16 protein-coding genes are annotated in these 15,852 nt (G+C 36.6%); 10 read left to right on the forward strand and 6 right to left on the reverse strand.

Annotated features, from left to right (window positions below; translation table 11 throughout):
- Positions 1-68 precede the first annotated feature (68 nt).
- From yiaA to KIK00_RS08965, 3 genes are all read left to right on the forward strand, one after another.
- Complete coding sequence (gene yiaA / locus KIK00_RS08955) at positions 69-461, forward strand: inner membrane protein YiaA (RefSeq protein ID WP_034699887.1); 393 nt, start codon at positions 69-71, stop codon at positions 459-461.
- 185 nt (positions 462-646) lie between these two features.
- Entirely contained in the window at positions 647-1,969 is a 1,323-nt protein-coding gene (locus tag KIK00_RS08960) for a BspA family leucine-rich repeat surface protein (protein ID WP_255816214.1), read from the forward strand.
- A gap of 32 nt (positions 1,970-2,001) precedes the next feature.
- On the forward strand, positions 2,002-3,675 hold the full coding sequence (locus KIK00_RS08965) for a BspA family leucine-rich repeat surface protein (RefSeq protein WP_255816215.1): 1,674 nt from the start codon (positions 2,002-2,004) through the stop codon (positions 3,673-3,675).
- A 52-nt stretch (positions 3,676-3,727) separates the two neighbouring features.
- Here the strand turns inward: KIK00_RS08965 and purE are convergent, their stop codons facing one another.
- Positions 3,728-4,231, reverse strand: a complete 504-nt coding sequence (gene purE / locus KIK00_RS08970; protein WP_255816216.1) for a 5-(carboxyamino)imidazole ribonucleotide mutase — start codon at positions 4,229-4,231, stop codon at positions 3,728-3,730.
- A gap of 215 nt (positions 4,232-4,446) precedes the next feature.
- Here purE and KIK00_RS08975 point away from each other — a divergent pair, with 215 nt between their 5' ends.
- The 4 genes from KIK00_RS08975 to KIK00_RS08990 all read left to right on the forward strand — a co-directional run bounded on the left by KIK00_RS08975 (position 4,447) and on the right by KIK00_RS08990 (position 9,384).
- Positions 4,447-5,352 carry a DMT family transporter gene (locus KIK00_RS08975; protein ID WP_255816659.1) on the forward strand — a complete coding sequence of 302 codons (906 nt, stop codon included), beginning with the start codon at positions 4,447-4,449 and terminating at the stop codon, positions 5,350-5,352.
- A gap of 276 nt (positions 5,353-5,628) precedes the next feature.
- Positions 5,629-6,195, forward strand: a complete 567-nt coding sequence (locus KIK00_RS08980; protein WP_255816217.1) for a hypothetical protein — start codon at positions 5,629-5,631, stop codon at positions 6,193-6,195.
- Positions 6,196-6,201: 6 nt separating this feature from the next.
- Positions 6,202-8,325, forward strand: coding sequence for a cation:proton antiporter (locus KIK00_RS08985; RefSeq protein WP_255816218.1), 2,124 nt, complete (start codon positions 6,202-6,204; stop codon positions 8,323-8,325).
- 246 nt (positions 8,326-8,571) lie between these two features.
- On the forward strand, positions 8,572-9,384 hold the full coding sequence (locus KIK00_RS08990) for a hypothetical protein (RefSeq protein ID WP_255816219.1): 813 nt from the start codon (positions 8,572-8,574) through the stop codon (positions 9,382-9,384).
- A 207-nt stretch (positions 9,385-9,591) separates the two neighbouring features.
- On the opposite strand, the gene KIK00_RS08995 is transcribed toward KIK00_RS08990, so the two are convergent.
- Positions 9,592-10,704, reverse strand: coding sequence for a 5-(carboxyamino)imidazole ribonucleotide synthase (locus KIK00_RS08995; RefSeq protein WP_255816220.1), 1,113 nt, complete (start codon positions 10,702-10,704; stop codon positions 9,592-9,594).
- A 25-nt stretch (positions 10,705-10,729) separates the two neighbouring features.
- Positions 10,730-11,281: a DUF1543 domain-containing protein gene (locus KIK00_RS09000; protein ID WP_255816221.1), complete on the reverse strand. Its 552-nt coding sequence runs from the start codon at positions 11,279-11,281 to the stop codon at positions 10,730-10,732.
- A gap of 97 nt (positions 11,282-11,378) precedes the next feature.
- On the opposite strand from KIK00_RS09000, the gene KIK00_RS09005 reads away from it, so the two are divergent.
- Positions 11,379-12,209 (forward strand): sulfite exporter TauE/SafE family protein, encoded by an 831-nt coding sequence (locus KIK00_RS09005; RefSeq protein WP_213280221.1) that lies wholly within the window; start codon positions 11,379-11,381, stop codon positions 12,207-12,209.
- Positions 12,209-12,592, forward strand: coding sequence for a DUF1634 domain-containing protein (locus tag KIK00_RS09010; RefSeq protein WP_047378474.1), 384 nt, complete (start codon positions 12,209-12,211; stop codon positions 12,590-12,592). Before KIK00_RS09005 ends, KIK00_RS09010 begins: the two co-directional genes overlap by 1 nt.
- A 3-nt stretch (positions 12,593-12,595) precedes the next feature.
- Here KIK00_RS09010 and KIK00_RS09015 read toward each other — a convergent pair whose 3' ends face one another.
- On the reverse strand, positions 12,596-12,973 hold the full coding sequence (locus KIK00_RS09015; protein WP_255816223.1) for a VOC family protein: 378 nt from the start codon (positions 12,971-12,973) through the stop codon (positions 12,596-12,598).
- Between the two features lie 23 nt (positions 12,974-12,996).
- The gene (locus KIK00_RS09020) at positions 12,997-13,437 is read right to left on the reverse strand and encodes a nuclear transport factor 2 family protein (RefSeq protein WP_255816224.1); all 441 of its coding nucleotides are present in this window, start codon (positions 13,435-13,437) and stop codon (positions 12,997-12,999) included.
- A 149-nt stretch (positions 13,438-13,586) separates the two neighbouring features.
- Between KIK00_RS09020 and KIK00_RS09025 the strand changes: the two genes are divergently transcribed.
- Complete coding sequence (locus KIK00_RS09025; protein WP_255816225.1) at positions 13,587-14,627, forward strand: endonuclease/exonuclease/phosphatase family protein; 1,041 nt, start codon at positions 13,587-13,589, stop codon at positions 14,625-14,627.
- A gap of 51 nt (positions 14,628-14,678) precedes the next feature.
- Here KIK00_RS09025 and KIK00_RS09030 read toward each other — a convergent pair whose 3' ends face one another.
- On the reverse strand, positions 14,679-15,737 hold the full coding sequence (locus tag KIK00_RS09030) for a diphosphomevalonate/mevalonate 3,5-bisphosphate decarboxylase family protein (RefSeq protein ID WP_255816226.1): 1,059 nt from the start codon (positions 15,735-15,737) through the stop codon (positions 14,679-14,681).
- Positions 15,738-15,852: the final 115 nt, after the last annotated feature.

The raw sequence follows: 15,852 nt of genomic DNA on the forward strand, positions 1-15,852 counted from the left end.
TTCCTTTCTGTCAGGCTTATATTTACAAAAAAAGAATATCTTAGCCCTCTTAAATAAAACATTAAACTATGAAAAAACAAAGAGTATCGAATGCATTCGTCGCTGCATCATGGGTAGCATTGGGAGCAGGAATGATCGGTTTTATTGTTGGTCTTGCAAGAGCTGAAATGCTGCTGAATGAAAAAGGATATTATTTCACTATTCTTCTTTATGGCTTATTTGCCGTTGTTTCTTTACAAAAAGCAGTACGGGACAGATTAGAAAATATTCAGGTAACCGATATTTATTATGGTATCTGCTGGTTTGCCACATTATCATCTATTGTATTACTGGCCATTGGACTTTGGAACGCAACTATTCTACCAAGTGAAAAAGGTTTTTATGCCTTTGCCTTTCTGCTCGCTCTCTTCGGGGCCATCGCAGTCCAGAAAAATACACGTGACAATATGCTTCAGGAATAAAGTAAAACTCTCCAAAACGGAGAGTTTTTTATTTGACAACAATAAACAATATTCAAAAAAATAACGAATAATATTATTGATATTTTAAAATTTCATTATATTTATATCATAAAATAGAGATATAATTAAAAACATTCACATATCTTTATTTTTCATCTTAAAAACTAATACCATAAACGATAAGCATGATTTTAAAAAAAATCCCTGTACTCATTTGCCTTTTACTCATATTCATAGCAAAAGCACAAAATGAGTTCATCACCATCTGGAAAACCCAAAATGCACAACTCATTAAATTTCCCGGCCGGGGAACCAACTTCCAGGTATCCTGGGAAGAGATAGGATATCCTCAACATTCCGGAACAATGTATAATGTAACCTCGACTACTGAATTCATTATTAGCCTAGGAGCACCATTAAACCCATCTCCTGCCCAGGCCAGCTACAAAATCAAAATCAGTGACGGAAACGGAAGCTTTGATCAGGTGAGATTCTTCGACAATACATTAATTCCCACTTATAATGCTTCAGACCGCTCAAAAATTACTCAAATTGCCCAATGGGGAAATATAAAATGGAAAAGCTTTGACAATGCTTTTGTATTCTGTGACTATATGGATGTGACGGCTACTGATGCACCAGACCTCAGCATGGCAACCAGCATGCGCCAGATGTTTTATTTATGTACTTCACTAATTGGCAATTCTTCTTTCAATACATGGAATACCTCTACCATTACAGATATGTATTATATGTTTGGCGATGATTATCAGTTTAACCAGCCAATTGGCAGCTGGGATACTTCCAATGTTACAGATATGTCCTATATGTTTGATGCAACGGGATTCAACCAGCCTCTTGGCGAATGGAATACAGCAAACGTGACAACCATGGAACATATGTTTCATTATGCTGAAAACTTTAATCAGGATCTTCAAAACTGGAATACTGGAAATGTTACCAATATGAACGAGATGTTCCACGATACAGCTTTTAATCAGAATATTGGGAGATGGAATCTTAGTTCATTAACAAGTGCTACCGGCATGTTTCTCAATTCTGCAATGAGTTGTTTAAATTATGATAAAACGCTTTACGGATGGAGCCAGAGCTCATCAACACCTAATAATATTAATCTATCAAGTGTATCACCATTGGTCTATTCTCATGCTGATGCTGTAGCTGCAAGAAACTATTTAATCAATAATAAAGGCTGGACAATATCCGGTGATGTTTACAATGGATTATGCAATCAGACACTTTCAACTTCTGAAACGGATATCAGCACTCAACCCGTCATCTATCCGAATCCGGTAAAAGATCATATTTATCTGAAAAACATCCCGAATCCGGTAAATTATATTATAACCGATATGAGTGGAAGAACTGTTGCCAAAGACAATCTGAAACATGAAGAAATTACTGTCAGATTTTTATCTCCGGGAAATTATATTCTGCAGATCTTGACAAAGAATAAGATTCATTCATTTCCATTCATTAAGAAATAACAATAAAAACTAATAACCATAAAACTGTAAACATGATTTTAAAAAAAGCTTCAACGCTCATTTTTCTTTTGCTGATATTCCTGGCAAATGCCCAAAATGAGTTCATTACGGTATGGAAACCCAGCCTTACCCCACCTTCCTATCCTTATGCAGGTATTCCTGTTAACTCAAATAATAATCAAATTTGGTTTCCCGGAAGAGGGACAAACTATCAAATCTATTGGGAAGAAATAGGCTATCCTTCGCATAATGCCACTTTAACGAATGTAACTTCTGCTTATCAGACCCTGATCAATTTCGGAGTTCCACACAACCCCAATCCATCAGATGCCACTTACCGGTTAAAAGTAAGTAACGGAAACGGAAATTTTCACCAGATAAGATTTGCCGACTGGGATATGTTTAATGATAACGGAATTGTAGGAGATGTTCATAAAATACAATTGATAGAACAATGGGGAGATATTCAGTGGTCATCTATGGAACAGGCATTCCAGGCATGTAAAATTTTAGATTTTACAGCAACAGATGTTCCTGATCTGAAAGAGGTAACTGATATGTCACACATGTTTTTAGGCTGTTATAGCTTAGTGGGAAACTCCACTATCAATGCCTGGAATACTTCCAATGTAACAACACTACTGGGAACATTTTCAGGATGTTTTGTATTCAATCAGCCGGTTGGAGACTGGAACACGTCCAATGTTACCATGATGGGTATAACATTCAGTGCGGCAAAGCTTTTCAATCAACCACTGGACAATTGGGATACTTCTAAAGTAACTGCTACTACCGCTATGTTTAGTGGGGCAACTCAATTTAATCAACCTATTGGAAACTGGGATATGTCTAGTAATCTTGATGCAGAATTTATGTTTTCGAATGCTATAAATTTCAATCAACCACTCGGAAACTGGAATACCTCACAAATCATAGAAATGAATCATATGTTTAATGGAGCAAAGGCTTTCAATCAGGATATATCTGATTGGGACACAAGCAGTGCCGCCATTATGAATGGTATGTTTTATAATGCTGAGAATTTTAACAGCAATATCTCCAATTGGGATACCAGAAAAGTAGAATGGATGCAGGATATGTTCAATGGTGCCAAGAAATTCAACCAGAATATAGGAAAATGGAATGTAGCTTTAGTAAAAAACATGAATAATATGTTCAGTAATGCGATTCTTTTTAATCAAAATTTAGGAAGCTGGAATTTGGGTTCTTTACTGTACGCCTCTAATATGTTTAAAAACTCAGCACTGAACTGCCAGAATTATGACAGCACACTGTATGGCTGGAGTCTGAATCCTTCAACGCCAAATAATATTAACCTATCCTCAGTTTCTCCTCTTACTTATTCTCATAATGCAGCAGTAACTGCAAGAAACTATCTGATTAACAGCAAAGGCTGGACAATCAGTGGAGATACGTATAACGGAGAATGTCAATCCTTCCTTGGAACTTCTGATATAAAGGTGAAAGGTGATCTCAGCATATATCCAAATCCCGCCACTCATATTATTTATGTAAAAAATTCCGGTGCAAAAGATTTCAAAATTATTGATCCAAGCGGAAGAATTGTTTTAAGCGGAAATTTGAGGGATGAGCAGATTAACATTCAGGCCTTAACTCCTGGAAATTATATTCTACAACTGATTCTGAAAGATAAAACAGTCTCTTCAAAATTTATTAAGAAATAAAACAAAAAGCCTCGCTGTACAGTGAGGCTTTTATTTTGAGTTTAAAGATCAACTATTTGTCAAAATGATTGGGATGCTGAGCTTTGATATCCTCTACTGTTCCCAATACTTTATCTTTTAAGGAATCCTGATATTTCTGAAGTTTTGCTGCTACTTCTTCATTACCGCTTCCTAAAATTTTTGCTGCTAAAATCCCTGCGTTCAAAGCACCGTTCAAAGCTACGGTAGCCACCGGAATCCCACCTGGCATCTGAAGAATAGATAAAACAGAATCCCATCCGTCTATTGAATTACTGGACAAGATTGGAACTCCAATTACAGGAAGTGTAGTACAGCTTGCCACCATTCCAGGAAGATGCGCTGCTCCTCCAGCTCCAGCTACAATTACCTTCAGGCCTCTTTCATGAGCCGTTTTTGCATAATCGAACATTCTTTCCGGTGTTCTGTGTGCTGAAACTACAGTGAGTTCATAAGGGATATCAAGGCTTTTAAGAAAATTTGCAGCCTGTTCCATGATCGGCAGATCACTCTGACTGCCCATAATAATTCCTACCATCTTCAATTTTATTAGATGTTCAAAGATAAAAAATAAAAATGTAAAGCTGGAAGTTAGAGGAAATAAGCTGGAAGTTCTTTTATCACAATCAAATATTTAAATCAAAGTCTGCCCCATTATTTCCTTTCTCATCTGTATCACCAAAAATTGAAACAACTGTATCCATTCTTTTTACTATAAAACTTCTACATTTGTTTGTTACACTACTTATTGCGTTGAAAGATTATAAACTCATTTTTGCTGTTATTACCGTTGCCATTGTCTGGGGAACTACATTTTTAGCCATCCGCGTTGCTGTGGAAACAATCCCTGCATGGTTTGTAGCTGGAATCCGGCAGTTTCTGGCTTCTATTATTATGCTTGTTGTTCTGCTTTCCAGAAAGGAATTCAGGTGGATCGGCTGGAAGAGTTTGGGATACCAGATTATTTTCGCGTCTCTGATGCTGGTGGTGGCTAATGGTATGACTACAGTAGCTGAAGAAACTGTTTCAAGCAGCCTTGCTTCGCTGATCAGTGCCTGTTCACCCATTCTTGTATTTCTGGGGAGTGTAGCTGTAGGATTACAGAAATTTAGTTTGCGGGCACTTAGCGGTGTTCTGTTATGTTTCAGTGGAATTCTTTTTATTTTCTGGGATGGACTTAGAGATCTTGCCAACCCAGACTACAGAATGGGTATGGTCTTCCTATTCTGCGCTATCGCCGGCTGGGCTTCCGGAACTATTTTCACCAAGAAACTAAATATCCAGAGCGGAAATATAACATTGAACCTGTTTTATCAGTTTCTGTTCGCGGGAGTTGTCCAAATCATTCTTGCCTTTCTCTTCTCCGAAAATTATAACTTTGGAAACTGGACTATCAAAAGTATTTCAGCTATGCTATACCTTTCTGTTTTTGGTTCTGTAGCAGCATTTTTTGCGTTCCATTATGCACTGACAAAAATTTCACCGGTACAGGTTTCTATCCTTGCTTATATCAACACCATTATCGCTATATTTCTAGGCTGGCTGATTATGGATGAGAAAGTTACATTTAAATTTATCCTCGCCGCTGTAATGATCATCTGTGGTGTTTTTATTATCAATTACAAACCGGAAATGTTTAAAAGACAGAAAGTGGAATAATAAAACATATTTTAAGGTACAAAAGCTTATAAATGCTTATTTTTTTAAGTCATATGTAAATTTTTGGAAGTCGTTTTGAAAAGACAACCGGCTACTCAAAAAAAGAGAGAGATTTTTTATTCCATTCAGTTTTAATGCTAAAATAATATCGGTAATCTTATTCAGGTTAGGCTGCTGTATTTTAACTTATTAAATACAATTACAATCAGATCCGTTTCAGATGGGGTTTCATATTCCCTTCATTTTTCCTATATTGTATACTCCAATCCGTACAATATGCTGAAAAACACATTTTTTTTATTTCTGACCGTTTCTTTTCTATTGGTAAGCTGTGACTACAAAGAAAAGGAAAAGAGTCTGACAGACAGAGAGAAACAATTATTAGAGAAAGAAAAAATATTCGCTAAGAAAGAATCTGAATATCAGTCGCTTCTGAAAATGAGAGACAGTATTTTCGCCAAAAAAGATTCTGTGGTGATTGCTGCTGCTTGGCCCACGGAAATCTCTGGCCCATGGAATGGAAAAGTAATCTGTACAGAATCCAACTGCAGTGAATATGCTGTGGGTGACCAGCGTACTGATATCTGGGAATTCGATAATGATTCTACCCAGCCTATTACCAAAATTATCAATAACAATAATCTGGTAAGGCTGTATACAGGCAAATTTGAAAATAATGAGATCAGATTGTCTTTCAAAACAGATTCTACAGCCAAAAAGAATGTAGAAATGAGCGTTCTTCTTAATGATATTTCAGACAACAAGATCAAAGGAACAAGAACCATTACATCGGATGGCTGTACCGCCAAGTTCTCTGTTGAATTAGTACGTTCCACAAAATAAACACTTATGATTTTACTGAGTATACACAACCTGAGTCTTCCTATAGAAGATCCGGTACTGAAGTTCCTGTTGGTACTGGTTATCATCCTGGCAGCACCATTGCTATTAAATAAAATTAAAGTTCCGCACCTGCTGGGACTTATCATCGCCGGAGCCGTTATTGGTCCGAACGGATTCAATGTATTATCAAGGGATAGCAGCATTGTTGTGACGGGAACTACCGGATTGCTTTACATCATGTTTCTGGCAGGTCTTGAGATTGATATGGGGGATTTTAAAAAGAACAAATGGAAAAGTCTCACCTTTGGTATCTATACCTTTACAGTTCCTTTTATATTGGGATATCTGGGAGGGTATTACATTTTACACTTTTCAATGCTGACTTCCATTCTGTTTGCCAGTCTTTTTTCGTCCCATACCCTTATTGCTTATCCATTAGTGAGCAAGTTGGGAATTGCAAAAAACAAAGCTGTTAATATCACCGTTGGAGGTACAATGATTACAGATATTCTTGCCTTATTGGTACTTGCTGTAATTGTGGGAATGTCTCAGGGGGATGTAGGAACAGAGTTTTGGGTCAAATTATCCGTCTCTTTTGTAGTGTTTGCACTGATTGTACTTATTGTCTTCCCTATTATAGGACGTTGGTTTTTCAAAAGAGTGGATGATAAAATCTCACAATATATTTTTGTACTGGTCATGATTTATCTGGCCGCCATGCTTGCTGAACTGGCCGGCGTGGAAGCTATTATTGGAGCATTCTTTGCTGGATTGGCCTTAAACAGACTTATTCCTCACACTTCTTCTTTGATGAACAGGGTTGAATTTGTGGGAAATGCCATCTTTATTCCTTTCTTCCTGATCAGCGTAGGAATGCTGATTGATTTTAAAGTTTTCTTTAAAAGCTGGGAAACGCTGGAAGTAGCCGGAATTATGCTGGTAGCTTCTATTGGCGGGAAATATCTTTCTGCTGTAGCAACTCAAAAAACATTCAGGCTGACTAAAGAGGAAGGAAAGCTTATCTTTGGATTAAGTTCTGCCTCTGCAGCTGCAACACTGGCATCCGTAATGGTAGGATACAACATCATCCTTTCTGAAACCGAAACCGGAGAACCTGTAAGATTGCTTAATGAACACGTATTGAATGGAAGTATTCTGCTGATCCTGATTTCATGTACCATCTCTTCTTTTATTTCTATGGCGAGTGCTCAGAAAATTGCTGAGAGTGATAATGAAGATACTGTTTCGGGAAATACCCATGAGGAAGAAAGTATTCTTTTAGCAATCAACCATGAAGCAACGGTCGAGAGAATGGTAAATCTCGGAATCCTCATCAAAGCGCATTCCAATACAGAAGATCTGTTTGCCCTGAATGTCATCAATGAAGATAAAAATGAATCTTCAGTAAAGAATGCTGAAAAGCTTCTTCACCAGGCAGCAGATGCAGCTGCAGCCGCAGATGTGAAACTGCAAGCCTTAAAAAGATATGACAATGATGTCATCAATGGGGTAAATAATGTGATTAAAGAACAGAAAATCACAGACCTCATCATCGGATTGGAGGACGAAAAAGGATTCTCTCCATCTTTCGTTTACAATCTTTACAACGGTTATCTTCAGAATGATGATGTGAATGTACTGGTATATCATGCTGCACAACCGCTTTCTACCATTAAAAAATATGCCGTGATGATTCCTGAAAATGCTCATCTGGAAGCTGGATTCTTCCATGCATTGCTGAGAGTCTGGAATATTGCCAGAAATTCCGGTGCTACAGTTGTTTTTTATGCTCCTGAAAACATTCTGGATATCCTACAAAAGATCATTAAAAAAGCCAATATAGAAGCTGAATTTATTATCATGAACACATGGCAGGATGGTGAAAGAACTGCTGCTCAGCTGAAAGATGATGAAGCATTGATTATTCTAATGGCAAGACGTGGTATGAAATCTTATATTCCAAGAATGAGACTGATCCCGGAACTTCTGAACAGAAACCTGAATGATAACAATTATCTTCTTATCTTCCCTTTCTCAGAATATGATAAAAACAGTCCGGAAATACGTTCTGTAGGAAATCATGGAGATTTTGTGGAGATTGGAAATGTGATTCAGAAGATTTTTAAATAAGAGATTGGAAGCTGGAAGAGGGATGATGGAGGTTGCTGATAGCCGAGTAATAAGCTTTCTCTTTCAGTTTCTTTATTCACAATAAAAATTATTTATTGCCTTTAAGCCTTATATAGTACGGTTTTAAATTCTGAAAGAGCCTATATCTGCTTCCCTTTTAAAATTGTAAATGAAGAATATAAAGGAAAAATGGTTATGATTCTTTTAGAATCCGTCAATTTCGTATTTTGGCTCAAAAAATAACCTATGAAACAAACTATTGGATTTCTCTTCTTTTTTATGTCCATCATTATTTCTGCACAAAGCCTTACTCTTTCGGATAAAGAACTGAAAAAGAAGCTGGATTCTATCAAAACTGAAGGAAACTTATTATATTCTTACGAAAATGCATCATGGCATGCAGGAGATCTTGTAGGCAGCAATAAAAGGCTTGCTGAAAATACCGGGAGCTATATAACACACCAAAAGAACGACACTATAAAAACATCTTTTCTTAATAAAGCAGGTAATCTGATCATCGCAGAACTCTCTTTCAAAAATAACCAAACGAAACCTGTAAAAGAAAATTTTAAGGAAAGACTACTTAATAAAACTGAAAATACTTTAAAAAAGATCCGTTCTACTATTATTACGCAGCTGTCTGACCAAAAATACGAGGTAACAGTACCACAGGGATATAGTCTTAATATGATTATTATTCCGTTTAATGAAAACTATAAGGTGTATTTAATACCAGGTACCGCACAGTCCGGAGTAATTCCGTTTGGTAATGACTATCTTTTTGTTTCTGATAAAAAAGGGAATATCATTTCCCATAAAAAGTTTCACTCAAGGCTTATTCCAGCCTTTACATCATTGGAAAACGGAGGAACAGTGACTATGTCCACCCATAGTCATTTAGTTACCAATCCTTTTATTTCAGCAACAGATATCTGTACTTTTAAACTCTATGCTCCACTTACAAAACTCGAAGAATTTTCTGTTTTGTCGACAGCTTTAAAAAGCTATATCAAATACAATTATAAAAAAGACAGTATCGAGGTGGTTAAAAATCCTTAATCATAAAAACAATTACATCATCAATAATATCGGGCTGAGCCATTTGAATTTATTATTACTTTTAAATAGGCTCCCTTCGTGAACTGACGTTCGTAACCTGTCAGGTTATGCTCAGGATAATACTCGTTCTTATAAATAATTCCAGGCCAAAATGAAAGGGAGCTGTTTTAAATATAAACAGCTCCCTTTTTTTATTTTAAACCGATATTACTTAGAAATTACTCTTACCATTCCTTTCACCATGACAAGCTTTTCCATCAGCTCTTCTCTGGAATCTGCAAGGACGTTGATGTGTCCCATTTTTCTTCCAGGCTTCGTCTCTGTTTTGCCATATAAATGGATGTAGGTTTCAGGTAATTTGAGAACATCTTCCATTCCCTCGTATACTACTTTTCCCGCATATCCTTCTGCTCCAACAAGATTCAGCATTCCGCTGTAAGTGATGGCATCGGTATCTGCTAAAGGTAAGTTTTTAACCACACGGTACATTTGCTCAAATTGCGAGTTGGTATTTCCTTCCTGGCTCTGATGTCCTGAATTGTGCAGTCTTGGAGCCGTTTCATTCACCCATATTTTTCCTTCTTTATCAAGGAATAATTCGATGGCAAATAACCCCGGAGAGTTCACCGCATTTAGGAATTTCTCTGTAATAGAATCAATTTGATTCTGAACATCTTCTGTCAGAAGAACCGGACATACATTGAAATCTAAAAGGTTTAGCTTTGGATCGGCAACCATTTCCGTTACCGGGAAAATATTGGTTTCTCCTTTTTCATTTCTTGCCACAATTACGGAAAGTTCTTTTTCAATATCTACCAGACTTTCAATGACAGATGCCTCAGTCCATAAGTGCTGATAGTCTTCTTCTGTTTTGATAACCTGTACTCCTTTTCCGTCATAACCTCCTGTATTCATTTTCTGAACAAACGGCAATGGTATGATAATTTTTTCATCACTATTCCACACTACCTGAAATTCTGGGCTTGGGATATCATGAGTTTTATAAAATTCTTTCTGAAGGATCTTTTGCTGGATTGTTTTGATGATGTTGGCATTGGGAACAACTCTTATTCCTTGTTTTTCAAGTTCTGCCAATGCATCAGCATTTACGTGTTCTATTTCAATGGTTACAACATCTTTATCTTTTCCAAAGTTCAGAACCGTATCATAGTCATTAAAATTTCCCTGCGTAAAATACGAGATATTATGACATGGCGCATCAGAAGCCGGATCCAGTGTATAAAACTCATCGTCATACTTCAGTGCACTTTGTATCAGCATTCTTCCCAGCTGTCCGCCTCCCAGAATTCCTATTTTCATTTTTTATTTTTATTAGATTTACTTCTTATTGAATTTTATCGATTTTTAAATACCCAAGCCCCATCGGGTTCTCCTGATTTTCTGCATCAGATTTTTTAAGAACGATCGTATATTTTTCTTTCATATAGGCAGGAAGAATATCACTCACATTGAAAATATCATCAATATCCACTCCATGCTTATCATCAATATGGCTTACAGCACCTTCAAATCCCATCGTCTGATAAAATTCGGTAGCTTTTGCCCTTTTTACAATTTCCCCCATAGACTGCCCCACCATTAAGTGTTGCTCATGGAATTCCTCAAAGAAACCAGGTTTATACCCTCCCAAATTGAGGAAAAACAATTGATCTTCTGAAGATTTTTCTCCTTTCTCTACAATCTTCACTTCATAACCATCAGCAAATTTTACTTCCTGGTAACAGTCCAGATGAATTTTACCTTCTGCTTCCTTCCAAAACTCTTTCATATCCGGAATCAAATCTTTAAGATTCTCTGCTATTCCGAAGAAAACATCGTGCTGCTCAATATTTCTTCCTTTAGGAGTTGCCCCAAGGATGACATAAAATAATTTCATTACATTTTTCATGCATGCAAAAATACGTTAAATTTATCTTTTTCAAATGTTTGGCAGACTACTACAATAACTTTATATTTGTAACATTATTTGTAGTATGTCAGAAATCATCATACTCTTCCTTGGCGCAATTTCCGCTGGTCTTTTAGGTTCACTTACGGGTTTAGGAGGAGGAGTTATTATCATTCCTTTATTAACGCTGGGTTTTGGCGTTCCAATGCATTATGCTATCGGTGCTTCACTTATCTCTGTGATCGGTACCTCTTCCGGCGCGGCTGTAGCTTTCGTCAAAGAAGGTTTTACCAACATGAGAATCGGGATGTTTCTCGAAATTGCCACCACAGCAGGAGCCATTGTGGGTGCCTTAGTTTCGGGAATGCTTAACCCTAATACAATCGGAATTATTTTCGCAAGTATTCTTCTTCTTACGGTTATTTTGAATCTTAAAGGTAAACCGGATCACCAGGAGCCTTTGGTAAAAGGAAGCCTGGAAGAAAAGCTGAAATTATACGGAACATTCCCTGATAAAGGAGTATTGAAAAACTATTCTGCACGAAATACAGTTCCCGGATTTTTGATGATGATGTTTGCGGGTGCTATGTCCGGACTTTTAGGAATAGGTTCCGGTGCTTTGAAGGTATTGGCAATGGACAATATGATGAAACTGCCTTTCAAGGTATCTACAACAACCAGTAACTTTATGATTGGGGTAACGGCTGTTGCCAGTGCACTGATCTATTTCCAGAGGGGAGAAATTATTCCTGTGATTGTAGCTCCGGTTTTAATTGGGGTTGTAATCGGAAGTTTTATCGGCTCAAAAACGCTGATGGTATCAAAGACCAAAAAATTAAAAGTATTTTTTGCCATTGTTATCACCATTCTGTCAATTTACATGATGTATAACGGTATCAACAAAAGCTTCAGATAATGAAAAAGAATTTTACAGATGTAGATCTGAACCGCTCCGTAGGAAATCTTCTGAGACTGGGTGTTATTCTGTCTGTGGCAACTTCACTGATTGGTTTTATCAAGTTATTTTTTGAAGGTTTCAAAATGCCCGAAAAATATACAAGCCTTGTGGTAGGCACTTCTTCAGAAAAAGTATGGGGACATTTCTGGAATTCCCTGTGTAAAGGAGAAGGAATGGCTATTATTCAACTGGGAATTCTTCTGTTGATCTTCACCCCTTTGATGAGAATTGTTTTTGCTTTAATAGGTTATCTAAAAGAAAAAGACTACGTGTATGTAGTCATTTCTTCAATTGTTTTAGCGATTATGGCTGTGAGTTTCTTTGCAGGCTATGCCCACTAATTCTTACATTTCATAAAACTCTAACGGCAGCTGGTCAGGATCCTGGGTAAAGAAAAATTCTTTTCCCGTGAATTCATCTATGCGGATTTCTTCACAGCTCAGCCCTTTTTCTATCAGTTCATTTCGTTTTTCAGTTACATTTTCAACAGAAAAAGCGAGATGCCTTAAACCACATGCTTCGGGGCGTGACGGACGTTGCGGAGGATTGGGGAAAGAAAACAGCTCTATCACATAATGATCTCCGATCGCCAGATCAAGTTTATAAGACTGTCTTTCTTCACGGTATACTTCCCGGATGATATTCAGGTTTAAAATTTCCGTATAAAATTTCTTTGAAACTGCATAATCTGAGCAGATGATTGCAATATGATGGATCTTCATTTTCTACTTCTTGTTTGATATTATTATTTAATTTCCTTACAGCCTTCTTTTCTTCTCGTATCAATAATATACTGGATTTTCCATTCGTTATTCTGTTTTACCAACTGAAAGCTGTTAGCTCCACAATGTGATAATTTTCCCTTTAAGTAAAAAGAATAGGGCGTAAATATACTGGCCAGATTTCCATCCGAATGAACAGCTTCCACTATAATCCTTTCATCCAGATCTCCTTTTGTAAATTTTGAAACTGAATCAACAAAATCCTGTATGCTGTCACTTTTTACAGTACCATCTTTAGTAATAGTCTGAAGAACGGCGTTTTCTGCAAAGACCGATTTTACAAGCTCAGGATCTGCGTTTTTCATACCAAGGAACAGGTTATGGATAGGTTTTTCAATATCCTGATTTTTCTGACCGAATCCTGAAATACTGATAAGAAAAAGAAATACAACCATTTTATTCATAGGATAGATTTAGATAAATAAAAATAGATAAAATAAAATTTAAATTGATTAACAAATTTTAAAAATCATTTTTCTTAAATTGTGATCAAAATTATTTCATAGCTCATATGTGGATTATTTATCTGACTTTGGCCATACTTCTGCTGGTCATGACTATACTGCCAAAAATCCAGCATCCTCACTGGATATTCAGGGTTCCTGAATTTGCCAAAATACAAGTTACTTACCTTATTTTGTTCACTTTTTTATTAGGCTTTTTTACAGATTCCAAAGAATATTTATGGTATTACCAGGGTCTCCTGTTTGTGTTGTTTGTTCATCACAGCAAAACCCTCATCAGATATACGCATTTTTATCCTGTAAAAAAACACAGGCAGCAGCATAAGTCGTCTGAAAAGCTATATTTTATTTCAGCCAATGTTTATCAGTTCAATAAAGAATATGAAAGATTTACCAGGCTTATAAAAAAATATAATCCTGATTTCTTCATGACTATGGAAAGCAACAGTGACTGGGAAAAAGCAATGACTCCTTTGGAAAAAGAATACTGCTACCAACATAAAGTAACTCTTGAAAATACTTATGGCATGCACTTCTATTCAAAAGTTGAAATTAAGGAAGCCAAGACTCATTATTTTGTCGCAGATGATATTCCGAGTATCGAAATTCATATGAAAACATCTGATGGTTTTTCTTTTGTTTTCTTCGGTGTTCACCCGCCACCTCCAAGCCCCACCGAAGAAGAAACTTCTAAGGAAAGAGATGGAGATCTCCTAAGTACTGCCAAACGTGTAAAAGGTATCAAAAAACCTGTTATTGTAGTTGGAGACTTCAATAATGTTGCCTGGTCAAGATCATCTGTTCTTTTTAGAAAAACGAGTCATCTGATAGATCCGAGAATCGGGCATTCTTTCGTTTCCACATTCCATGCAAAATACCGTCTTTTAAGGTTTCCTATCGATTTGATGTTTCACAGTGAAGATATTTTTATTAAACAGCTGAAGACACTGGAAAATTTTGGTTCGGACCATCTTCCGGTATACTGCGAATTTTTCATAGATCATCACAATGATGAACAGGAAGAACTGATAGAAAAAGCTACTTCTGAAGAAAAAGCAGAAGCTGAAATCATGATAGAAGAAGGAAAGAAAGAAGAAGGCGACCGGGAAACAGTTGTTACTGAAGATTAAGCATAAAAAAAGTGGGCTTCAGCCCACTCTCCTATTAAATATTATTTTATTTTAGAATTTCATTACATCCTTCACTACTCCATTTTTCTGAGTGTGCTGTAATAATTCAGTTTCAATAAACGCTTTGATCTGTTCTTCAGAACCATTGTTTGGGAATAAAAGATGAACATTAGCTCCTGCATCCAGAGTAAAGAATAAAGGAAGTCCCATTTCTCTCCTGAAATCCCAGATTTTATTGATGACTTCAAGAGTTCCTGTTTTCATCAGGATAAAAGCGGGATCGCTCATCATCATCATAGCATGTAATGTAAGTGCTTCATGTTCTACCAGCTTAATAAAACGTTCCATATCTCCGTTTTTCAGAATCTCTTTCATTGGAACAAAATTTTCTCTTGCTTCCTGAAATCTTCTTTCGGCGTAAGGATTGGTATTCATCAAACCATGTCCTACCGTAGATGAAACACTCTTCTGCCCTTCGTGAATCAGTAAAACCCAGTCGTTAAAATTTTTGAATACTTCATGAATTTCGGCATCCGGATATTGTACTCCAAACAAATCTGAACTTCCTTCTACCTCATCAGTTTTTCCCCATACAACAAGTCCGTTATATAAGCTTCTGCATGCGCTTCCACTTCCTAATCTTGCTAAAAATGAAGCCTTTCTCAAAGATTGTTCTTCAGAGGTTTTCCCTGTAAATGAAGCATCCAATGCCATGAGACATTTTGCAATAGCTCCAAATCCTGAAGCTGAACTTGCAATCCCGGAACTGTGTGGAAATGTATTTTCTGTTCTGATAACATATTTCCCTTTTAAAATCCATGGAAGATACTGCTCTATATTTCTGAAATATTTCTCAATTTTTTCCGCAAACTTCACTTCTTCATTTCCAGCCAGAAAAGTCTGTACTGAAAAAGCTTCATTTGCAATAAATTCCATTGAGGTATTGGTTTTACAATGGTTTAAAGTGTAACTGATACTCGGGTTGGCAGGAATCTGATTCTCGTATTTCCCCCAATATTTAATCAGGGCAATATTAGAAGGACAGCTTTCTGAAACCGTTTGTGAATGAATATTGAAATTTTCTTTTCCTATAAAATCTTGTGTCGTCATAGTTTAATTTAAGTCATTATTTTGAACCACCCCGTCAAAAATTCTTTGAATTTTCGCCACCCCTCCAAGGGAGGGGAATTTTCACATCTCCAGTTGCAATTGACCTGAAAACAAG

It is taken from the genome of Chryseobacterium sp. MA9 (genome assembly GCF_024399315.1).
GTDB lineage: Bacteria > Bacteroidota > Bacteroidia > Flavobacteriales > Weeksellaceae > Chryseobacterium.